At 44.8% G+C, this 23,336-nt stretch carries 18 protein-coding genes and 1 tRNA gene; 3 read left to right on the plus strand and 16 right to left on the minus strand.

Annotated features, from left to right (window positions below; all coding sequences use genetic code 11):
• Positions 1 to 128 precede the first annotated feature (128 nt).
• Entirely contained in the window at positions 129 to 383 is a 255-nt protein-coding gene (gene rpsT / locus QVP90_RS18235) for a 30S ribosomal protein S20 (RefSeq protein WP_005927235.1), read from the minus strand.
• Between the two features lie 39 nt (positions 384 to 422).
• Positions 423 to 494, minus strand: a tRNA-Glu gene (locus QVP90_RS18240).
• A gap of 288 nt (positions 495 to 782) precedes the next feature.
• Between QVP90_RS18240 and recO the strand changes: the two genes are divergently transcribed.
• Positions 783 to 1,511, plus strand: a complete 729-nt coding sequence (recO, locus tag QVP90_RS18245) for a DNA repair protein RecO (protein WP_005927232.1) — start codon at positions 783 to 785, stop codon at positions 1,509 to 1,511.
• A gap of 374 nt (positions 1,512 to 1,885) precedes the next feature.
• Here the strand turns inward: recO and QVP90_RS18250 are convergent, their stop codons facing one another.
• The 14 genes from QVP90_RS18250 to QVP90_RS18315 all read right to left on the minus strand — a co-directional run bounded on the left by QVP90_RS18250 (position 1,886) and on the right by QVP90_RS18315 (position 18,516).
• The gene (locus QVP90_RS18250; RefSeq protein WP_021937212.1) at positions 1,886 to 2,335 is read right to left on the minus strand and encodes a GatB/YqeY domain-containing protein; all 450 of its coding nucleotides are present in this window, start codon (positions 2,333 to 2,335) and stop codon (positions 1,886 to 1,888) included.
• Positions 2,336 to 2,396: 61 nt separating this feature from the next.
• Entirely contained in the window at positions 2,397 to 3,695 is a 1,299-nt protein-coding gene (ftsZ, locus tag QVP90_RS18255) for a cell division protein FtsZ (RefSeq protein WP_021937213.1), read from the minus strand.
• A gap of 59 nt (positions 3,696 to 3,754) precedes the next feature.
• Complete coding sequence (ftsA, locus tag QVP90_RS18260; protein ID WP_021937214.1) at positions 3,755 to 5,182, minus strand: cell division protein FtsA; 1,428 nt, start codon at positions 5,180 to 5,182, stop codon at positions 3,755 to 3,757.
• 139 nt (positions 5,183 to 5,321) lie between these two features.
• Complete coding sequence (locus QVP90_RS18265; protein WP_005927219.1) at positions 5,322 to 6,056, minus strand: cell division protein FtsQ/DivIB; 735 nt, start codon at positions 6,054 to 6,056, stop codon at positions 5,322 to 5,324.
• 45 nt (positions 6,057 to 6,101) lie between these two features.
• Entirely contained in the window at positions 6,102 to 7,481 is a 1,380-nt protein-coding gene (gene murC / locus QVP90_RS18270) for a UDP-N-acetylmuramate--L-alanine ligase (RefSeq protein ID WP_044093834.1), read from the minus strand.
• A 144-nt stretch (positions 7,482 to 7,625) separates the two neighbouring features.
• Entirely contained in the window at positions 7,626 to 8,747 is a 1,122-nt protein-coding gene (gene murG, locus QVP90_RS18275) for an undecaprenyldiphospho-muramoylpentapeptide beta-N-acetylglucosaminyltransferase (RefSeq protein WP_005927213.1), read from the minus strand.
• Between the two features lie 17 nt (positions 8,748 to 8,764).
• A complete protein-coding gene (locus QVP90_RS18280; RefSeq protein ID WP_007479194.1) occupies positions 8,765 to 10,063 on the minus strand; it encodes an FtsW/RodA/SpoVE family cell cycle protein in 1,299 nt (432 codons plus the stop codon).
• A gap of 47 nt (positions 10,064 to 10,110) precedes the next feature.
• Complete coding sequence (gene murD, locus QVP90_RS18285) at positions 10,111 to 11,445, minus strand: UDP-N-acetylmuramoyl-L-alanine--D-glutamate ligase (RefSeq protein WP_021937215.1); 1,335 nt, start codon at positions 11,443 to 11,445, stop codon at positions 10,111 to 10,113.
• A 178-nt stretch (positions 11,446 to 11,623) separates the two neighbouring features.
• A complete protein-coding gene (mraY, locus tag QVP90_RS18290) occupies positions 11,624 to 12,892 on the minus strand; it encodes a phospho-N-acetylmuramoyl-pentapeptide-transferase (RefSeq protein WP_005927204.1) in 1,269 nt (422 codons plus the stop codon).
• Positions 12,893 to 12,947: 55 nt separating this feature from the next.
• Entirely contained in the window at positions 12,948 to 14,399 is a 1,452-nt protein-coding gene (locus QVP90_RS18295; RefSeq protein WP_021937216.1) for a UDP-N-acetylmuramoyl-L-alanyl-D-glutamate--2,6-diaminopimelate ligase, read from the minus strand.
• A gap of 16 nt (positions 14,400 to 14,415) precedes the next feature.
• Positions 14,416 to 16,515, minus strand: a complete 2,100-nt coding sequence (locus QVP90_RS18300) for a penicillin-binding protein (protein ID WP_021937217.1) — start codon at positions 16,513 to 16,515, stop codon at positions 14,416 to 14,418.
• Positions 16,516 to 16,658: 143 nt separating this feature from the next.
• Positions 16,659 to 17,024, minus strand: a complete 366-nt coding sequence (locus tag QVP90_RS18305; protein ID WP_007479188.1) for an FtsL-like putative cell division protein — start codon at positions 17,022 to 17,024, stop codon at positions 16,659 to 16,661.
• 19 nt (positions 17,025 to 17,043) lie between these two features.
• Positions 17,044 to 17,964, minus strand: a complete 921-nt coding sequence (rsmH, locus tag QVP90_RS18310) for a 16S rRNA (cytosine(1402)-N(4))-methyltransferase RsmH (RefSeq protein WP_005927195.1) — start codon at positions 17,962 to 17,964, stop codon at positions 17,044 to 17,046.
• Between the two features lie 105 nt (positions 17,965 to 18,069).
• Positions 18,070 to 18,516 carry an HU family DNA-binding protein gene (locus QVP90_RS18315; protein WP_021937218.1) on the minus strand — a complete coding sequence of 149 codons (447 nt, stop codon included), beginning with the start codon at positions 18,514 to 18,516 and terminating at the stop codon, positions 18,070 to 18,072.
• A gap of 819 nt (positions 18,517 to 19,335) precedes the next feature.
• On the opposite strand from QVP90_RS18315, the gene QVP90_RS18320 reads away from it, so the two are divergent.
• Together QVP90_RS18320 and QVP90_RS18325 are read left to right on the plus strand one after the other, a co-directional pair.
• Complete coding sequence (locus QVP90_RS18320) at positions 19,336 to 22,107, plus strand: RHS repeat domain-containing protein (protein WP_021937220.1); 2,772 nt, start codon at positions 19,336 to 19,338, stop codon at positions 22,105 to 22,107.
• Positions 22,108 to 22,145: 38 nt separating this feature from the next.
• A complete protein-coding gene (locus QVP90_RS18325; protein ID WP_021937221.1) occupies positions 22,146 to 23,321 on the plus strand; it encodes a T9SS type A sorting domain-containing protein in 1,176 nt (391 codons plus the stop codon).
• Positions 23,322 to 23,336 lie beyond the last annotated feature (15 nt).

The raw sequence follows: 23,336 nt of genomic DNA on the forward strand, positions 1-23,336 counted from the left end.
AAACAAGAATTGGAGAAAGGGGGAGGGGAGAACCGTGAGAATATGGTTTTGGACTTGTTGTAATACACAAAAGACCAAGCTAAAAAGCTCAGTCTCTGTGTTGTATGAAGTATTGCTAAATTCTTGTATTAAGCAAGTTTATTGATATAAATCGCCAATTTAGATTTTAAATTGCTTGCTTTGTTTTTGTGAATAATATTCACTTTAGCCAACTTATCCAGCATTTTTGTAACACCAGGATACATAGCAGTAGCTTCTGCTTTATCAGTAGTTGAGCGAAGCTTTCTAACAGCGTTTCTCATGGTTTTACCATAATATCTGTTGTGAAGTCTTCTTGTTTCTTCTTGTCTGATTCTCTTAAGTGATGATTTGTGATTTGCCATCTCGACTAATCTTTTTTAATTCGTTTATTTTTTTAATTGTAGCCCGTGGGGGAATCGAACCCCCCTTTCAAGAATGAAAATCTTGCGTCCTAACCGATAGACGAACGGGCCATCATTTGGTGAAACGTTTCCATTTCTTTTTCGCTTTTCGAGTGTTTGTTTCTCGATTGCGGATGCAAAGGTAGATACTTTTTTTGAATTAGCAAATATTTCACTGGAAAAATTTTCATAGAAATGGAGCGCTTTTCCCCTTTGTACGTTTTTTAGTTTTGATTATCAGTGAGATAACGCAAGGAAAAATTTTCTTTTTTTTCTTTGCTTTTTGGGGTTATAGAGCGTAGCCTTGATTACTTCTCGTCTTTTTTTTGTAGTTTTGCGATCAATTGAAACGAAAGAAAAATGTTACAAAAAACGGTTGGAATAGTTCTTCATACGCTAAAATACAATGATACATCCAATATTGTTGAGATGTATACCGAACTGTCGGGGCGTGTTTCTTTTTTGGTTCCGGTGCCGCGTTCAAGGAAATCGGCGGTAAAGTCCGTATTGTTTCAACCTCTTTCCTTGATAGAGATTGAAGCCGATTTCCGTCCCAATGCCACTCTTTATAAAATAAAAGAAGCGAAGTCTTTTTTCCCTTTCTCTTCGATACCTTACGATCCTTATAAATCGTCTATTGCGCTTTTCTTGGCCGAGTTCCTTTATCGTGCGGTTCGTGAAGAGGCAGAGAATCGGCCGTTGTTTGCTTATCTGGTACATTCCATCACTTGGCTGGACGAATGCCGCGAGGGGTTTGCTAATTTCCATTTGGTGTTTTTAATGCGTCTTTCCCGTTTTTTGGGATTATATCCTAATTTGGAGGATTATCATGACGGAGATTATTTTGATATGCTGAATGCCTGTTTTACTTCGTTGCGGCCACAGTTGCATTCTTCTTATATCACTCCGCAGGAGGCTTCCCGGCTGATAGTGCTGATGCGGATGAATTATGACACAATGCATCTTTTCGGTATGAACCGTTTGGAACGGGCGCGTTGCCTTACGATCATTAATGAATATTACCGGCTCCATCTGCCCGACTTTCCGGTACTAAAATCCTTAGATGTATTAAAAGAGCTGTTCGATTGACTTTATTCCGGTTTTATCCTGTTTGTTTTTGCCCCCTTCACCCGCTTCACCTTTTAGAGGTAAACGCCTTATTCATCGGCTATATAGGGTGAAGGGCCTACCCCAAAAGTCTGCGGGAGAAAGGTATGGCGGCATATCGGCAATCGTAAGCACTGTCCATTCAGTCTGTATGTACGGTGCTTAGAGGTGATAGATACCGTTTCCGGGAAGATTTTGCACTATGCATAAAAATGTAACGACCCTTCACCCTGTATCGCCGATGGATAGGGCGATTGCCCAAAAAGGTGAAGCAGGTGAAGGGAGTAAAAACAACAGGAATACCCTGTTTTTCTCTATTTTTTCGATTCCCGAGCCTTCCTGTACGGAAAATGTGATTATCCCAGGAGCTCTTTTACTTTTGCAGAGATGGCACGACCTTCGGCCAAGCCGGCGAGTTTCTTAGAAGCTACTCCCATAACTTTGCCCATGTCCTTACCGCTGGTGGCGCCCGTTTCGGCAATAATTTCCTTTAGTGCGGCTTCCAGTTCTTCCGGTGTCATTTGTTTGGGCAGATAAGCTTCCATTACTCTCACTTGTGACAATTCACCTTCTGCAAGATCCTGACGGCCTTGTCCGATGTAAATTTCCGCAGAATCTTTTCCTTGTTTCACGAGCTTCTGAATGATTTTCAGTGCTGCATCATCTGTCAAAGTATCGTTAGCCCCCGGAGCAGTTTTAGCTTCAAGGAAGAATTTCTTTACGTTTCTCAATGTTTCAAGGGCTACTTTGTCTTTCGCCTTCATTGCGTTTTTAATGTCTTCGCTGACTCTTCCAAATAAATCCATGATTCTATATTACTATTTAGCTGTTTATTATTCGCGATTAAGTTGTTTTTTCCTTCTCCCCTTAAAAAGTGATTAGTCCGCTTTCATCCACCGCTTCTTTAGGAGTGATTTCCTCTTTCAAGGATGCTTTGCCTCTGATTTTATCTATGGTTGTCTTGTTGCGCAGGTAAGTCGGGGTACTTTCTACCATGGCGATGATGTCTTCATTGTCAAGATCTTCTGCGCTGAAGATATAAATATGGCGGCGCTTTCTCTGTTTGCTTCCTCCTTTATCATCATAAAATCTTTCGCGGCGGTTGCGTCTTTCCTCCTCTTTTTCTTCCAGCTCTGCAAGACGTTGTTGCTCTTCGACGCTACGTTGCGAGATGCGGTTATCCATTTCTTTCATATGAATGTCCTGAATACCGAATCCGGTAGCCAGCAAGGTGATTTTCACTTGATCGCCCAAGCTGTCATCAATAGCGATACCAAACTTGGTCTCAAAATCACGACTGAAACGGTTCATAAATTCCTTTACCTCGTCCATCTCATTCATCATCAGTTTGTGCTGAGAACTGTAAGAGACGTTCAGCAATACTTTCTTGGAGTCGAATATATTGTTGTTGTTTAGCAACGGTGAGTGTTGCGCATTCTGTATGGCAGCGCTTACGCGTCCTTCCCCTTCCCCGTATCCGGTACTCATGATGGCTACGCCACCGTCTTTCAGCACCGTCTTTACATCGTTAAAGTCGAGGTTGACTTTTCCGTGCAGGGTAATGATCTCCGAGATACTCTTGGCGGCTATCGAGAGGGTATCGTCCGCTCTGTCAAAAGCATCGTCTACGGAAAGGTCATTATATATTTCGCTTAACTTTTCGTTGTTGATCACCAGCAATGCGTCTACGTGCTTGCTGATTTCCTCGACACCGTCTAATGCTTGGTCGATTTTCTTGTCACCTTCCCAACGGAACGGTATGGTAACGATACCGATGGTGAGAATATCCATTTCTTTGGCTGTCTTGGCAATGATCGGCGCGGCACCCGTACCCGTACCACCTCCCATTCCGGCGGTGATGAATACCATTTTTGTACCGTCATTCAGCATGCTTTTGATGCTTTCCAGGCTCTCTTCGGCTGCTTCGCGTGCGCGTGCCGGGCGGTTACCGGCTCCTAATCCTTCTTTACCTAACTGTAGCTTGACCGGTACCGGAGAGTCAGCCAGTGCCTGATGATCCGTATTGCAGAGAACGAATGTTACGTCATGTATACCTTCTTTATACATGTGATTTACGGCATTACCTCCGCCTCCGCCTACCCCAATCACTTTGATGATCTTAGGTGAGTCTTGAGGATAATCGAATTGTACTATCTCGTCCGTCATAATATTTACTGTTTTATAATTTACAATTTGTTATTTGTTCGTTTCCACCGTTCATTCTCTTATTTCATGTCGTCATCAGAGAAAATTTCGTTGGAGATTTTATTGAAGGTTTTTTCAAACCAGCTCGGTCCTTCTTTCTTCTTTCTACGGGCTTCTTCTTTCTTTTTCTTTTCCTCCTCTTTGCGGCGTTTTTCTTCTTCCTTTCGGCGCTTGTCCTCTTCTTCTCTTCTCTTCTTCGCTTCACGGGCGGCGGCTTCCTGTTCTTTCAGCGCTTCGTCCTCTTCGAACATATTTACCGGTTCGGTTGCGGCAGGTGGCGGGGTGACAGGGCGTGTCTCTACAAGGCAGCAGTTTTCTTTTCCTTCAAACAAAAGGCCGAACAGCGTATTCTGTGTTCCGTCCTTCTTTATCAGGTCTCCGTCAGCGTATATGGTGTTACGGATATTGCGTGCTATTCGCACTTTATCGATCTTGGTCCTCTTGCGGAGCACCTCATCCAGATTTTTCAGATTGGCTGTTCCGCCTGTAATGATGATACCGGCCAGAAGCTTGTCGTCGTAACCGGATAACTGTATCTGATTCCATACGTTGTCGATAATCTCTTCCACACGTGCACCGATGATGTCGTTCAGCATGCCCAGTTCGATGGTTCGTTCCTCGTCTTCCAGTTGGCAGGTCGTTTTCTCTTCACCTTCCTCTTCATAGGTGGCATCGGCATACGTTATTTTCAGCGATTCCGCTTCCTCTTCTTCTATCCGCAAAGAGGTGATGTCACGGGTGATGCAGTTACCACCCAACGGAAGTACGGTCATGAAACGGAGTATGTTGCCTTTATAAACGGAGATAGTGGTTGTATCGGCACCAAAATCTACCAAAGCACATCCGGAACGGCGTTCGCTTTCGCTCAATACGGCATTGGCGGTTACCAATGGTGCGATCAGGAGATCGGCAATTTTTATTTTTGCCTGTTCAAAACAACGTTCCAGGTTGTTTTTGATAGAGGCGCGGGCTACGATATTGAGGAAGCGTCCTTCAATATGATTGCCGAGCACTCCTACCGGTGTGTCCGGAAGAAAATTGTCTATTTTAAATTCCTGGGGGGCAACGTCCAGTATATCCATGTCTATCAACGGAATTTCCAGATTTTCGTCGCAGATGGCATCCACTAACTCTTGCGAGATGAGTGTTTCTTCTTTTAAGTCGCGGCTTACGACATTCCGTACAGTACGGAGTGACTGTCCGCTGATACCTACATATACCTTGGCGATCGATTCTTTCAGATCGCCTTCCAGTCTGTTGATGATGGAAGTGAGGCTTTGGGCTGTCTTGTTCAGATTATAGATAACCCCTTTCCGTATAAACGAAGAGGAGTCTTCTTTGGCATAAGCCAACACCTGCATACTTCCGTCACTGTTCTTTCTTCCGGCAATGCCGGTTACCTTTGATGAACCCAGTTCAATAGCGGCGATAAATTCTGTTGTTGCCATATATTTAAATAATGTGCCAATCTGCCAATCGGCTGATATGCCGATTGGCTGGCGCTTTAATTTGGTTATTATTCAATTTAGTACTTTTCTCATTCTTTAATTGGCTCATTGGCATATCAGCCCATTGGCCCATTATGTATTATCTTTTTGTGCAGATAATCTGGTTATTGAACTCCAGGCTGATACGTGAGTACTTATTCCATCCCACTTCGTTCAACGCCTTTTTATAGAATACTTTCAGGCGGTCCAGCTTATCTTCAAATTGATCCAGTTTTCCAAGATAGACGATATGGTCGCCTACTCGTGGCACAAGTTCTACATCTTTGCTTGGAAGCACATGAATCTGTTCTATCTGTGCATCCCAAAACGGATTGTTCTGCAAAAATACACCAAACTTATATAAATCCCTCATTGCAAACGACTTTTCTACGTTTCCGGTTACAATTGTTCGCCGGGCTACGCATTTGGCTTCGGGCGGCATGATCGTTCCTTTATTGTCTACATAGTAGCTTTCACCGTTATTACTCATGATACGGAGGATCGGGATACGCTGTCTGACCTCCACGCAAAGCTTGCCACTGGGGGTCTTATAGCACTCTGTCTCATCGATAAGCGGATGCTTGTCCAACTCGTTTTCCAGAGTTTTCGTATGTATGCGCTCCATCTTTTTTCCTACCGGATAGATGCCTTTCTTTTGCAATATACCGGTTACTTCATCTTTGGTGACAAAGCCTGCATACACCGTGTCTTTGATAATCAGCTCTACGTCACGGCACACCTGATCGGCGGGTTTGCGATTGAATACTGTCACAGCTACACCCAGGTAGACAGTGATGAGCAACAGAACGATAGATAAAAGAATCCGTTTCAGCATAATGTGATATTTACGATAGGTTGACAAATTACAATCGGAATTTGTTCAATCCATGGTGTTTAATTTTTCCGTAATGGCAGGGACATAGTTTTCTATATCTCCGGCTCCGAGAGTGATAAGAACTTCTATTTTCTTATTTTTCAATACATCGAGTATCTCCTCCTTTTTACACATGCTTTTCTCAATACCGGGACGGAGGTTGTCATAAATCAGTTGGCTGGTCACACCGGGTATCGGTTGCTCACGTGCCGGATAGATATCTACTAAGATTACCTCGTCCAGTAAAGACAAGCTCTCTGCAAAGTCTTTGTAAAAATCGCGTGTACGGGTATAAAGATGAGGTTGGAAAATGGCTGTTATTTTCTTATCCCGGTATAACTCGCGAATAGACAGTACACTTTGTTTGATCTCCGACGGATGATGGGCATAATCACTGAGGAACACAATGCGGTCATTTTTGATTTTAAAATCAAAACGGCGGTCCACTCCCCGGAAACTTGCCATTCCCTGTTTGATCTCTTCATCCGTCACCCCGTTCAGATGCGCCAAGGCCATAGCAGCCACCCCGTTCTCAATGTTGATGCTTACAGGAACTCCCAACCGGATATCCTCGATGCGTACCTCCGGCCCGACAAAATCAATAAAGATCTCACCGTTTCCGATACGGATGTTTTCTGCGTGAAAATCACCCTCATCGCGAGAGTAAGTATACACCTTTACACCCGGTTGCACTTGAGGATGCAGGGAAATTCCTTTGCGGATAATCAGTGCCCCGCCCGGTTGGATAAGGGTGGTGTAATGCTCAAAACTTTCCAGATATGCTTCGGCTGTTCCATAAATGTCCAGATGATCGGGGTCTGTGGCTGTGATAACAGACATATAAGGAGATAGCCAATGGAAAGAACGGTCGAATTCGTCTGCTTCGATTACGGTATAAGGGCTTGTCTGCGAAAGCAGTAAGTTGGTTCCGTAATTTTTGGAGATACCTCCTAAAAAAGCCGTACAGCCGACATGCGACTGATATAGCAGATGGGCAGCCATAGACGAAGTGGTGGTTTTGCCATGCGTGCCCGCTACACAAAGTCCTTTGCTGGAGTGCGTGATTGTACCCAACACTTGTGCCCGTTTTTGAATTTCAAAACCATTGTCACGGAAGTAGGTTAGTTCTTCATGCTCTTGTGGAACGGCCGGAGTCAACACGACGAGCGTATTCTCTCTGTCTCTACACGCTTCCGGAATCAGATGAACGTCTTCCTCATAATGTATCTGCGCCCCTTCAGCTATCAGGCATTCCGTCAGTTCACTGGGTGTACGGTCATAACCGGCCACCAATTTCCCTTTAGAGAGGAAATAACGTACGAGTGCGCTCATTCCGATACCTCCGGCACCGACAAAATACACCGATTTAATATTATCTATATTGATATTCACCATCTTATTTACTGTTTACATTAAACTATTCACCATTAAACTGTTCACCATTTTTTGTTCACATTTCTTTTATGCAGTAGCGAGATATCATCGCCCGTTTCTCATCTCTTTTTTTACTTCTCCCCTCTCCCTTCTCCCTTACTCTTGCTCTCTCACCGCTAATTTAATAACCTCTTTCGCTATTATAGTTGCCGAGTCCGGCAAGGCCAGCTTGGCTATCCGATCGCTTAAGTCTTTTAGCTTTGCCGTATCGGCTATCGTTTCCAAAGCTGCGGGCAAAAGTTTTGTTTCGGCTTCTGCATCTTTTACGTAGATGGCCGCCCCTTTATTTACCAGTGCAAGTGCATTTTTAGTTTGATGGTCTTCCGCAACGTTAGGCGAAGGCACCAGGATGACCGGTTTGCTCAATAGGCAGAATTCCGATATGGAACCGGCGCCTGCGCGTGAGATGACCAGATCGGCAGCTGAATAGGCGGTAGCCATGTCTTTGATAAAGTCCGCTACGTATAAGTTCGGAATGCTTCCTGCACTACCGACGGCCTCCATCACCTGCTGATGGTATATCTTACCGGTTTGCCATATAAATTGGATGTCGTTATTCTTTTTTAGAGTCGGCAGTCCGGCAATAAGCGTGTTGTTGATAGTACGTGCCCCCAAACTGCCTCCCAAGATCAATATGGTTTTCTTATTCGGATCCAGACCGAAAGCGCGTATCGCATCTTCGCGGCTCAGGGCATGGTCAAGTAAATTTTGACGTACCGGATTGCCGGTCATCAGAATCTTTTCTGCCGGAAAGAATTTTTCCATTCCGTCATAGGCTACACATATCTTTTGCGCTTTCTTTGCCAACAATTTATTCGTCACTCCGGCATACGAATTCTGTTCTTGTATCAATGTCGGAACTCCCATCATACCGGCCATTTTCAATGTCGGACCACTGGCATAGCCGCCAACTCCCACTGCTGCCTGCGGACGGAACTTTTTGATGATACTCTTTGCTTTCCATTGGCTGCGAGCCAGCTTTACGAGTACTGCAAAGTTTTTCCATAAATGCTTGCGGTCGAATCCGGCTACCGGCAATCCGATAATCTCATAACCGGCATCGGGGACACGTTGCATTTCCATCCGTCCTTCGGCTCCTACAAACAATATTTTGGCATCCGGACATTGTTCTTTTATGGCATTGGCGATGGATACGGCCGGAAAGATATGTCCTCCCGTACCTCCGCCACTGATAATGATTCTAAGTTCTTTCTCCATTGTAACTCGTAATTTTCCTATTTCTTTTCTTCTTCGAATTCTGCGTCACTGTTCAGTACTTGTGCAGTCGGTTCGGCGGCTGTCTGCGCTTCTGTTGTGCCGGTTGCTTCTGTCTGCATTTGTAGCTGGGCATTGCGCTCTTTCTGCTCTTCAAGGTAGGCAGTGTAACGGCTCACACTCAGTATCATACCGATATATGCACAGTTTATCAGTGTCGAAGTACCTCCTTTACTGATCAGTGGCAAAGGCTGCCCGGTTACCGGGAACAGGCCGACGGCCACCATCATATTCAAGATGGCTTGCGATACCAGCATTAAGGCAATCCCCATTACGAGGAAAGCGGGAAAGGTTCGTTCGCATTTTTGCGCGATACGCCCCGCACGTACCAATAACCATATATAGAGACATACCACGAATATACCTCCTACCAGTCCGAGTTCTTCTATGATGATGGCGAAGATGAAGTCGGAGAATGCCTGACTCAGGAAATCACGTTGAACGGAATTTCCCGGTGCTTTCCCTACGACATTGCTCGTGGCGATCGCAATGCGGGCGTGAGCAATCTGGGCATCTTTGTCTATGTCGAATTTGGCAGCCGGCACTTCTTCTTTTTCGGTGAAGTTGACGATACGGCTCTTCCAGGTATCAAAACGGTGGAGGAAGGGAATGTCCGAATCTTTCGGGATAGCCAACAGGAATACGACACCTACCGCACCCACCAATCCGAGTGAACCTACCAGCATCAGCAGCTTTCGGGCTGCCACCCTGCCTATAAACATCATCAGGAATACTACTCCGAATAACAACATGGCTGTAGAAAGGTTTTCCGGGGCAATCAGCAGGCAGACGATTCCTGTAATAATCAGGATGTATTTGAATGCTTTCGGATTGGCTCCTTCGTCATCCTGTTTTTTCGACAGGATAAAGGAGACGGCAATGACCACCGCCATTTTTGCCAATTCGGAAGGCTGGAACTGTAAACCCATAAACGACATCCAACGCGCCGCACCGTTGACACGGTCGCCCGTGATAACTCCCATCAGAGTGACGAAAGCCAACAGCACTACCGAGACAGGATACAGGAAGACCGGAAACACCTGAAACCATTTGTAAGGGATGTTGTGCATGAGTACCACTACCACCGCTCCCACCATCAGTATGATGGAGTGTTGTGTGATAGGGCCCCAGTGATCTCCGCTTTTATAGGTAAGCGTGCTCGCTGCCGAAAACACCTCGATAATCGAGATGAGGCAGAGACAAAGGAAGATTATCCAGATTACCTTGTCGCCTTTGAATATGTTTTTTAATAAGTCCACTTGATTTATGAATTATAATTTATGAATTATGAGAGAAGATTTATGAATCATAATTCTCTCACATACTCTTTAAATTGATCTCCCCGGTCTTCGTAGCTCTTAAAGAGGTCGAACGAGGCGCAACAGGGGCTCAATAAGACAGTCTCGCCCTTCTTGGCCAGCTTGTACGCCGCTTCCACTGCATCTTTCATGCCGGTCTGTATATCGGCTACCGGCAATCCGAGACGGTCGAAGAATGCGTGCAGCTTTTCGTTATGTAATCCTAAGTACACCAATGCGGAGCATTTTTCGCGTACCAGGTCTTCGATTTCCGTATAGTCGTTGCCTTTGTCCTTCCCACCGAGGATGAGGACTGTCTTGGTGGTCATGCTTTGCAGGGCGTACCAGCAGGAGTTGACATTGGTTGCTTTAGAATCGTTAATGAAATCGATTCCTCCTACACGGGCCACCTTCTCCAGACGGTGCTCCACTCCTTTGAAGTCGGACAATGCTTTGCGGATATCATCTTTCGTGATTCCCGCCAGATTGGCCGAGATACCTGCTGCCAGTGAGTTGTATAGATTGTGCTGTCCGGTCAGTGCCAGCTTCTCCTGTTCCATATTGAAGGCAATCGGTTCGTTGATCTTTACCTCATGATCTTCTACATAGGCAATGACTCCGTCTTCTTTTACTGCGGCAAATGGATATAGGTGTGCTTTCAGTCCGTGTTTCTCCAACTCCCGTTTGATGATAGGGTCATCGTTCCAGAAGATGAAGGCGTCGTCCTGCGTCTGGTTCCGGGTGATACGGAATTTCGCATCTATATAGTTTTGCATGCAGTGGTCGTAACGGTCCAGATGATCCGGTGTGATGTTCATCAGGACGGCGATGTTGGCACGGAAATCGTACATGTTGTCCAGTTGGAATGAACTCAGCTCGATAATATAATAATCGTGTTTATTTTCGGCTACTTGCAGGGCCAGACTCTTGCCTATATTACCGGCCAGGCCAACATTCAATCCTGCACTCTTGAAAATGTGATAGATGAGGCTGGTGGTGGTGGTCTTTCCGTTCGAACCGGTGATGCAGATCATCTTGGCATCCGTATAGCGTCCGGCAAATTCTATTTCCGAGATAATCGGTGTGCCTTGTTCTTTCAATTTCAGAATCAACGGAGCATCGTTTGGAATACCCGGGCTTTTAACTACCTCGTCGGCATTCAGAATCATTTCTTCGGTATGATGGCCTTCTTCCCAGGCAATACCGTAGCTGTCGAGCAGTTCTTTGTACTTGTCCTTGATGGCGGACATGTCCGATACGAACGTCTCGAATCCTTTCACTTTGGCTAACACGGCAGCACCCGCGCCACTTTCGCCTGCTCCTAAAATTACAATCCTTTTCATTCTCAATAATGTGTCGATATACCGATGTGGCCGTATGCCACCGGCAACACATAAACTTTAATGGTTAATAATCCGGTTAATTCTCTCTGTTTTATTTATGGGTTCATTGCCGCTTCCCTGCCTTTTCACCTGCATCCGCTTCTTCCCCGATCGGCATATCGGCACATTGAACCATGATTTATCTGATCTTTAATGTGATGATCGTTATTGCTGCCAATACGATTGTTACGATCCAGAAACGAACAGTGATTTTCGATTCATGGAAGAGGTTGTCCGGTTGGGTGAATACCACCCGGCATCCGCTTTCTATCTGGTTCATCGATGTACGGAAATGATCGTGTATCGGCGTACGTTTAAACAGGCGTTGTTTTACCCCTTTTTTCTTTCCGACCTTGTAATATGCGCGTTGCAGAATGACCGACAGGTTTTCTACCAAAAATACACCGCAAAGAATGGGAATCAATAACTCCTTATGTATAATGATAGCAAATACCGCGATAATACCGCCGATGGTCAGGCTCCCGGTATCGCCCATGAATACCTGCGCCGGATAGGCATTGTACCATAAGAAACCGATCAGTGCACCGATGAAAGCACATATGAAGATTACCAGCTCCTCCGAACCGGGGATGTACATGATATTCAGATAACCGGCAAATTCGATGTGGCTCGATACATAGGCCAGTATGCCCAAAGTCAGTCCGATAATGGCAGAGTTGCCTGCTGCCATCCCGTCCATCCCGTCATTCAAGTTGGCACCATTGGATACGGCCGTCACTACAAAGATGGTAATGATCACAAACAGGATCCATCCGGCAGTCTGGGCATGATCTCCCATAAAAGCTACCAGATCGGCATAATCGAGGTTGTTGCTTTTGAAAAACGGTATGGTGGTCTGTGTCGATTTCAAGTCGTTTGTCCCGTGCACGACTTCCATCTCGCGTCCCGGTGTCTGTACTTCTATGTTTTCACGAATGACGACGTCCGGGCTGAGATAGAGGGTCAATCCCACAATCAGTCCCAATCCCACTTGCCCGATGATCTTGAATTTTCCGTGCAACCCTTCCTTGTCTTTCTTGAATATCTTGATATAATCGTCGGCAAATCCCAATGATCCCAACCAAACGGTAGTGATAAGCATCAAGATCATATAGATATTATGTAGTTTTCCTAACAGCAGGCAGGGGATCAGAATGGCTACAATGATGATGACGCCACCCATGCTCGGCACTCCTACTTTATTTACACCGAACGGGTCGATTTTGGCATCACGCTGTGTCTCCGTGATCTGCTTACGCTTCAGCAGTTTGATAAACTTATCACCCCAGATGCTCGAGATCAGCAGTGCCAGAATGATAGCCATCAATGCACGGAATGATGTATAACCAAACATTCCCGCACCGGGAAAGTTGAGTTTGTGTAGCCAGTCAAATAGATAATATAACATTGTAAATAGTGATTAGGGGTTAGTGATGAGTGATTGGTGATAAGTGATGTCGTCACTAATCATTCATCACTGATTTCAACTCTTCTTTGTCATCAAAGTGATGTTTCACTCCTTTTATTTCCTGATAGTTCTCGTGTCCTTTTCCGGCAACGAGAATTACATCTCCTTTTTCGGCCAGCATGCATGCTGTGCGGATAGCTTCCCTGCGGTCTGCAATACTGATTGTTTTCTTTCTGTCTCCGGCATCCAAGCCGGCCAGCATGTCATTGATAATATCCTGCGGTTCTTCAAACCGGGGATTGTCCGAAGTAATGATGACACGGTCGCTCGCTTTGGCAGCCTCTTTGGCCATGATGGGGCGTTTCCCTTTGTCACGGTTGCCTCCGGCACCCACTACGGTAATGACTTTACCTCTGCCTTCGAGTACGTCGTGAATGGCATTCAGGACATTGACCAGTGCATCCGGAGTGTGGGCATAATCCACGATTGCCGTATATCCCTGCGGAGAACGGATGGCGTCGAAACGTCCTGCTACCGGGTGTAGTGTACTGAGCGCCACCAGTACATCCTCTTCTTTTTTGCCGAGCAATACGGCAGCGCCGAATACGGCAAGAAGGTTAGATGCATTAAATTTACCGATGAACTGTACCATCAGTTCATGGTTGTTGAAGTCGAGCAACATTCCTTCGAAGTGGGATTCCAATACTCGCCCTTTGAAGTCGCTCAGACTTCTCAAAGAGTAGGTATATACCTTCGAACGTGTGTTTTGCGTCATTACCAGTCCGTTCTTGTCATCCAGATTGGTAAGGCTGAATGCGTTTTTGGGCATATCGTCAAAAAACTTCTTTTTGGCTTTCAGATAGTTCTCTACCGTTTTATGATAATCCAGATGGTCGCGGGTCAGATTCGTAAAGATACCTCCGGCGAATTTTAATCCACTGATGCGTTTTTGGGCGATGGAGTGGGAGCTTACTTCCATAAAAGCATACTTGCAACCTTCGTCCGCCATCCTGCCTAACAGGCGGTTCAGTGTGATGGGGTCGGGGGTAGTGTGCTCGGTTGGGATTGCTTCGTCATCGATATAGTTGCATACCGTTGAAATGAGTCCTACCTTATATCCGAAATAGCGGAATGTATTATATAATAAGGTGGCGATGGTCGTTTTCCCATTGGTTCCCGTTACGCCTACCAGTTCCATTTTAGAAGTAGGATCTCCAAAGAACAGAGTCGCCATCTTGCCTGTGGCATCCTCGCTGTCTTTCACTTGCACGTAGGTGATTCCCTCTGCCGGCTGTTCCGGCAGGTCCTCGCAAAGTACGGCGACGGCCCCTTTTTCTATGGCAGCCGGGATATAGGCATGCCCGTCTGTCTGCGTGCCGCGCATGGCCATAAACAGATGTCCTGCTTCTATCTGTCGGGAGTCTATGTTGATTCCTGTTATTTCTATGTCCGAAGCCCCCACAACCTGTACCGGTTGGATCGCTTTCAGTAATTCGTTCAGTTTCATACCTTATTATATATAATCAGTTCAGATGCAATACGATTGTTTGTCCTTTTCTTACTCTTGTCCCATTGGCTATCGACTGGCTTTTTACCTTGCCTACGCCTACCAGATTTACTTTTATCCCTCTGCTTTCGAGCAGATAGACAGCATCCCGTGCGCCCATGCCGATCACGCTCGGAACAAAATCACGCATCAGGTCTCTGCTTTCTAAGATAACGCTTTTGGGGGCGGCATGTGTACTGCCCCAGGTCTCTTTGCCGCTTTTGATTTCGAACTTGGCTTGGCTCTGTATCTTCAGTTCATCGAGTACCCGTTTGGTATCATTCATCTCTCCGGCTTTTACGTCGGGAATTACCACGCTGTTGGTGTCGATGGCATTTGTCAGTGGCAGGCGCAAGTCTTTGGCATATACCCTTTCTGCTATTTTGCCGAATACGCTACCTGCCATCAACCCACCGGAAGCCGGAAGCCCCGGTTTCTGAATGGAGACGATGCAACTGTATTTCGGCGCTTCCGAAGGGAAGTATCCGCAAAAGCTGACTAAATAGTTCGTCCTGCCCGTTTTGTATCCGGCGGCGCCTTGTGAAATCTGTGCCGTTCCTGTTTTGCCGGATACGGCAAACTGCTTGCTGCCTGCCGGTCCTGCCAGTCCCTGATGCACTACCTTGTAGAGAATTTCCCGTATCTGTTTCAGCGTATTATCCGAACAGATTTTCGGGTTGATGACTTCTGTCGGGAACTCCTTTACTACTTCCCCGTCTTTTACAGCCGCTTTTACGAACTTCGGGCGAACCATTACGCCATCGTTCGCTATGGCATTGTAGAATGTCAGTATATTCATCGGGGGCACCTGCGTTTCGTACCCGATACTCATCCACGGGAGGGTAGTCTTGGCAAAATAGCGTTCTTTCGGTCCTCTGATGTTGGGCTTTCCCTCTCCTGCGATCTGCAGGTGCAACGGCTGGTCGATGCTCATTCGTTTCAGTCCGTCTACGAACTTTTGCGGATTGTCATGATAGAATTGGTCGATGATGCTGGATGTCCCCACGTTGGACGACACTTCCAAGATACGGGTTACGTTGATTCTGCCATATCCGCCGCGATGCCAGTTCCAGTCTTTCATCGGCCGTCCGTACATCATTTTGATACCGTTTCCCGTATCCACTTCGTAATCGGGGGTGATGTGCCCGTCTTCAAGAGCCACCATGATAGAAGCTGTCTTAAAGGTGGAACCCGGTTCGAGCATGTCGCTGATGGCATTGTTACGCATTTCGTAATAATTGCCGTCCGCCGCTTTCATCATGTTGACGATTGCTTTCACCTCGCCTGTGGCGACTTCCATTAAAACAGCAACGCCTACACTGGCATTCAGTTCTTTCAACTTATCTACCAATGCTTTTTCGCAGATGTCCTGCATGCCCACATCAATGGTGGCGATAAGGTCGCAACCGTCTACGGGAGGAATATCTACGATGTTGAGGTATTTGTTCATCACCTTCTGGCGGTGCGTGATTCCGTCACGTCCTTTCAACAAGGTATCGAAAGCCAGTTCTATTCCATTCTTGGCACCTTGTGCGGTGTCTGCGTAGAGATCGCCCAATGTGCGTGCTGCTAAAGAGCCGAATGGTTTCTTGCGCTGGTTGTAAGCTAGCTCATGGAATCCGCCTTTATACTTGTTCATGTTGAAAACAGGCAGGCGTTTGGCCTCTTTATATTGAATGTACGAGATACGTTTCGGGTAAATCAAATAATTGCGGCTTCCTTTTTTCATCCCTTTCTGTAGATGCGCTTTGAATTCAGCCGCACTTTTATCCGGGAATATCCGGTGCAACCCTTCACAGATCTCATTTATATGCTTTTTCAAGGAGTCGGTTTTGGCCGGTGCTCCTGCTTTGAAATCCATATAGATGCGGTATTCGGGCAGTGAACTTGCCATCAGTTTGCCGTCGGAGGAGATGATATTACCCCGATTAGGCTTTACCGTTACATTCTCTTTTACGAAACGGTCGGCAACATCCTGCCAGTATTGTCGCTCGGCAAACATGGTGATGCCTGCTTTTACCACGATTGCTACTCCTATCAGCCCCATTATGAGGATAACAAAGAAGTAACGGGTCATTATATTTTTTTTATTGACAGCCAAAACTATTTATAATTTATAAATGACAAATGACAATTGACAAATGGCAATTGATAATTTACTTTTTCTTTCCTTCTCCACTCTCCATTCTCCCTTTTCCCTTTTTTCTCCTTTTCCCTTTTTTACTCTATCAGGTAAGGAGGATTTGTAGATGTCTGCAGATCACTCTCTTTGGTCGATATGTATTCCTCGATACGTGACTGACGACTTCTTTCCATCAATTCCGAGCTACGTGTGAGCGCGTCATATTTAATGTCGATAAGTTCTTTCTTCAGCTTATCTATTTCAATCTGCTGTTGTTGACTGGCATATCTGTTATGGATATAGAAGATAATAAATACCATAATGAGTACCAGCAATTTTGTCTGGCGGCGGAAAAAGTCTGTAGCTAAGATATCTCCTCCTAAAATGCTTTTCAAAGAGGCCCTTTTTTTCTTTTTGGGTTCTTTGTTCTCGTTTTTATTTATCTTTTTCTCTTTCTCTTCCATAAGTTTCTATCTCTTCTGCTTATTTCTTTTCTGCGATTCTTAGTTTGGCGCTCCGTGATCTCGGATTGCGTTCTATTTCCTCTTCGTCCGGCACAATGACTTTGTTGTTCACCAATTTAAAAGGCGTTTGCAGGTTACCGAAAAAATCCTGTGTCGTTTTACCTTCCACATTACCGGTTTTCATAATGTTTTTAACCATCCGGTCTTCCAATGAATGGTAAGTGATAACGACTAATCTTCCTCCCGGTTTCAAGGCTTCCGTTGCTGCTGTCAACATTTCTTTCAACGCCTCCATCTCTTGATTTACTTCAATGCGAAGTGCCTGAAACACCTTGGCAAGTTCTTTCTTCTCGCGTTCCCGGCCGAAGAGTGGCTTGATGATCTCCAAAAACTCGCCGATTGTCTTTATTTGTCCGTTGGCACGGGCCTTGACGATAACCGATGCTAATTTGCGACTGTTTTTCAATTCTCCATACAGGTAGAAGATATCTGCCAACCGTTCTTCTGCATAAGTGTTTACCACATCTGCTGCTGTGAGTCCGGCCCGTTTGTTCATACGCATATCCAATGCACCGTCGAAGCGGAAAGAAAATCCTCGTTCACTGTCGTCGAAGTGATGGGAGGATACTCCCAAGTCTGCCAGTATGGCGTCTACTTTCTCTATATCGTGATAGCGTAGAAAGTTGTGCAGGTAGCGGAAATTGCTTCGCACGAAAATGAAGCGCGGGTCATCGACAATGTTTCGTTCGGCATCCTCGTCCTGGTCGAATCCTAATAAACGTCCGTCTTTTTCCAAACGCGAAAGTATCTCACGGGAATGCCCTCCACCACCGAAAGTCACGTCTACATACGTGCCATTCGGGCAGATATTCATTCCGTCTACGCTCTCTTTTAGTAATACCGGTACGTGATATGTCAATTCCTCTTGTGTCTCCTTCATCTGTTCTACCTTATTATATAAGCAAGTGACGGCAAAAATACATATTTCTCAAAGAAAAAAGAACCTCCTGTATGGAAAATATGGAATAAAGTTTTCAACAGATTGTTAAATGTTCCCCGAAGTGTTTTTCTTTTGGGTATTTGCCTTTTTCTGTTCCCGTAGTTGGATGCTTAGAAACTTGGTTTTCATCCGTATCTTTTTCAGAAATGCCGGTGCTGATTTAAAGCCGATACGTGCTACCCATACCTTGTCGGCAGTACATTCTTCCGGTTTTTCCACTCCCTTACTCGTGATTGTGGGAAAGAAATTGCCCAGCCCGTCGATGCTAACGGTGCGTCCTTGGTGCAGATGTTCAGCGATAACACCTGATAACTGTACAAGTACCGACATGACATCCCCGTCTTGCAGTGAACTCTTTTCCGCCAATTGCCGGGCTATTTCCGCACTGTCGACGGGTTTCTTTTGTAAAGCTCTTGTGGTTGCATAATAACGCACGTTTGTTTCTCCCTTTGTTGTGTCCACCTTCTTGGTAACTACATAATTAATAGCCATATATTCTTCTGTTATTGATAATTATACTTGTACTGTTTATAAATTTTCAATCGTCTTGTTTGTGACTTTATACTTTTGCTTTAAAAACATGGGGATGTTTTGATACAAAACATGGGCATGTTGTAAACAAGAACATCCGGATGTTTTGAACGACAACATGGGGATGTCTTTAGTGCTGAATCTTTTCACAAAGATATGCTAAAGTATATGGCTGTGCAAGTAATAACCATGTGCTACGGCAGTCAAAAAGATATCTTTTTGTTATGCCTTGTGAATGAGGGGGTTAATGGGAAAGTGTGTGATGTGGTGAAACTATTGATAACATAGAGTCGTATACTTGTTGTTTTTATGTGTTTTTTTATGTGTTTTTCTTTGTTATATACTTACTTTTTTGTACTTGATATATTAAAAATGTTGTAATCAAATAGTCTTTTTTGATGTAATTCTTATTAAATATTTGATGTGCTTGGACTAAATATATTGGTAGTTTATAACAGTCCCTGTATTTGTAGATAAAAATAATTTTCTTATTGTCCGGGTAATCTTTATTTGGATTTGTGATATATTTCTTATAATCATGTATTTAATCGTTTTTATGGATGTTTGATTTGTCCGGGTCATTTTTTAGGATATTGTAATATATATGTTCATATTTACAGAAAATATGTTTCTGTTTGGAGAAGCATTCATTTTGTTTGAGATGTGGAGGAATTATATTTTTAGCTTGTTATTGCTTATGTCAATATTTATATAATATAATAGGCTACTTCTGGCTTATAGAGTAGTAATCGATTTTCTTTAATTAATTGATTTTTTATTATGAGGTTAATTATCTGCTATTTGTATCTCTTTTTATTTAGTATTTCTTATTGTCTCGGACAAGGCCGTTTTGGCAAGATTACTTCACAGCCGGCTGATTTCATTCGATATGGATTAACGCCTGTCTCTTATTTTTCAGGAAAGGTTAGTGTGGAGATTCCTCTTTACACGCTACAAGATCCGGATTTCTCTATGCCGTTATCTCTTAGCTATACTTCAGACGGTCTGAAACCTGCTAAACACCCCGGGTTGGTTGGGCTTGATTGGGTGGTGAACTTTGGTGGGGTAATTACGCGTGAGGTATATGGTGCTCCGGATGATGCGAATGGGCATAATGGCTATGATCCGGCTTCAAACAGCGGATATAATATGGAAAGAGGGTTTTGGATTGCATCGCAAGAGAGGAAATTTACGGCTAAACAATTGCTTACATTTGCTCCTTCGGTTGTGGAGTGTGATTCTTACTCCTGCTATTTACCGATGACTTCCGGAGGATATTATTATGATGCTCAGCCCGATCTTTTCCTTTTTCGTTTTCCGGGTACGACCGGACATTTTATGATAGACAATGACGGACATATACAGAGCACCGATCCGGAGTTGAAAATTGATATTTCGGGGCTTTCCGTGCAATATGTCGAGAATCAATATCCTCGTAGCTCTGTTATAAAGATAACAGACGGTAATGGTTATGTCTATTCTTTTGGCGGTGATTTATCGGCATTGGAATATCGCAATGATGTAAAACCGGGACAGAATATACCTTTTAAAGATAGGCGCTCGGTCATCATGGCATGGCATCTGGTGAAAATTCAAGCTCCCAATGGACGTGTCATGAACTTTAATTATGCTTCTGGATTTGTTGATCGAATCGATTCTCCATATTGGCAGGCTTCTTCTTCCAGTGACAATACTTCTTGGGACAGGCGCACCTATTCTGCGGTCAAAGGGGTATATCCTGCTTCTATTACGATTCCGGATACAGGAGTGAGCGTTGAGTTCTCACTTTCGAGAGAGACTTGCCGGAAGTTTTATCTGGGTTTTGCGGACTATAATTATCTTTCTTTCCAGTTATCCTCTCTGTCTGTGAAACAGGATTCGAAAGAAATATATAAATATGTATTCGAGTATGATAATAAACAGCATCTCCGCTTTTTGAAAAGCGTTCATATGCCTGATGGCGGAGTTTATCGAATGGAATATAATCATACTACATATCCCGAGCCGGACACGAAGCATGTTGATTTTTGGGGGTATTGGAGTCTTGATAATTCTCAAGGTAGCGGATTGCTTAAAAAAATGGTTTATCCGACAGGGGGATATTCGGAGTTTCTTTATGAACCGCATTCTTATAGAGAGCGTGTAGAGACTCGTGTCTATATAAATAGTTTTACCCCTATGTTGGTAGAAAAAGAAGGAGTGGCTGGTGGGTTTCGGGTATCTCAGATTTGTAATGTGGATGGAAAGACACAAGGAAAAGAGTGCCGTACGTTTAAATACGAAGATCAATCGGGTAGGAAAAGCGGTATTTTGTGTCAATATCCTCCTTATTTTATTAATGATCAGGGGAATGAAGTATATGTAGTTAGTGATATTTGGTATAAAAATTACAATATTGAGGATCAGCATGTCGGGTATTCGAATGTCAAAGAGTGTTTTGATGACGGCTCTTTTATCTATTATGTTTATTCCGATTATAGGAGTAATCCGGATAAACCCGACGTCTCTTTAAAGCAAAATACGATGGCCAGTGAACTCAGCTTGGTTTCATGCAATGTAAATCGTGTCACCAGTGCTTCACAAGAGAGAGGTCGTCTTCTTTCTAAAAGTTTCTTTCAGAGGGATGGCTCTTTATCAAAACGCGAATCTTATTTTTATTCTGATGTCGGAGTGAATGATGAAATGCTTCCTTTGGATCCTGATTATGATAGGGTACCTTTTGATCCGGGTGATTATATTGTTTCTTTTCGATCGATGGAGGGAGGGGCTTTAGCCAAAAAGATATACTTGAAATCGTATCCTTTGCAGGCAAGTGTGGAGCGGACTACTACTAAGGGTTCTGTCCTTCGTTCGAAAAGATATAAGTATAACCGGTTGAATCAATTGATAGAACAGAAAGATTATTGCAGTGATGGCTCTACCTTGAAGCATACTTATGCTTATCCCAATGAACGGACCTCTTTGGAGGTTTCGAATGTTTATAATCGCATGGTGGCAGCCAATATGATTAATAAGCCGGTTGAAGAAACGACTTTTCGTAATACCCGGAGACTTGCTTCTTCCCGTACTACTTATCGTATGCACGGCAGTTTACCCGTGAAAGATTCTATTATGCAATCTTTTAGAAATGAGCCTTATCAGTTTATGACAGCCTATCCGTACTATGACAGTTTGGGGCACGCCCTGTTTGAGGTTAATCGGGATGGTACCCGTACTATTCGTTTATGGGGATACAATTGCAGGTATCTGGTGGCGGAGATACGTAATATACCGGAGACGGATATGAATACTGTCTGGAGTATCATACGTCCGGAGCGTTTTTCTTTCAGTTCTTCTCCTGATTTTTCGTTTGTAGAGGTTTTGCGTAGTTCTTATCCGGATATACAGGTTTATTTATATACTTATTCCCCTTTAGTGGGAGTTCTCTCCGTGACTTCTCCAAATGGTAAGGTTACAAACTTTCGTTATGATGCGGCGGGTCGCCTTGTAGAAAAGACGGATCATGTGGGGCACGTTGAATCTAAATATGAATATAACTATATGCCTTATTGATTTATTCCTGGATTACTAACTTTTAAAAGATATAAATAATGAAATTATTTCTGTTCTTTATGTTGGCTGTGATGGTTCCTCTCCAGTTGTTTTCACAGTATTCTTTGGAACGTACAACTCATCTTCCCCGTCCGGGCGATCGTCTTGGCAAGCAGGAGGCAGCGTATAAATCTCCCGGTGCAAAAGGGACAGGGATTGTCTGGAATTTCAGTGAGCTGGAAAACAGGAACGCGAACTACGAACTCAGATACACCTCTCCGCATCCTGATTCGGATACCATTATCGGCATCGAGCACCGGACCATGTACCGTTATCAATTATCCGGCGATACCCTGTTTACTCCCGGTTACGAAAACTCCACCACGCGGATCGGATACCGGATACCCGAATCCCTGCTGATATTTCCGTTCCCTTATGGACGCAGCCTTACCACCTGTTTCGGCGGAAAAGGGAATTATTGCAACCGGCTGGGGATTGATATTTGCGGCAGGTCCACAGTCACTGCGGATGCCACCGGCCTGATGATTCTTCCCGGAGGAGATACCTTGCATCATGTCCTGCGGGTACATACCTGCAAGCTTGTCTTCGAACGGACGGGGCCCGGACCTGCTCATGCAGTGGCCGGCTTGGATACCGTTACCGGTCCGGTCTGCTATCGTGACAGCGTGAACCGCTACCTGGCTGACGACTCGGCCCATTTTCAGATCGATACCTGGCGTTGGTATGCAGAGGGGTATCGCTATCCGATCTTTGAAAGCATGCACAGCGCCATTTGCAAATCCGGCAAGAAATCCACCCATTTCTCCACCTCTTTCTATTATCCGCCGGAAGAGCAGTATTATGGTCTGGGCGGTGATCCGGAGAATCAGGAAAAACGCGACAGGAGGGAAACGGACAACCGTTCCGAGGCTTTCCTGACGGAAAATCCGGGAGAAAAGGGGTATGGGCACGCGTATGAAGATGAACTTATTCGCTATGCCTGCCATTCGGACGGTCAGGAGGTGTCTTTGAACTATATCCTGAAGACAGACTCCGATGTGGGCATCGAACTGTACGACATCCGGGGACGCCGGTATTCCGCCGTGCAAAAGGCCTGCCAAAGTGCGGGAAGTTACCGGGAACAACTCCCATTGGGCGGACTGCCTGCGGGGGAATACCTGCTGCGCATAGCCGTCGGGGATAAAACATATGGCGAAAAGATACTGAAACGGTAACCGGCCAACCTTTAA

It is taken from the genome of Bacteroides sp. CAG:189 (assembly GCF_000432295.1).
In the GTDB taxonomy this organism is placed as follows: Bacteria; Bacteroidota; Bacteroidia; order Bacteroidales; family Bacteroidaceae; genus Bacteroides; species Bacteroides salyersiae.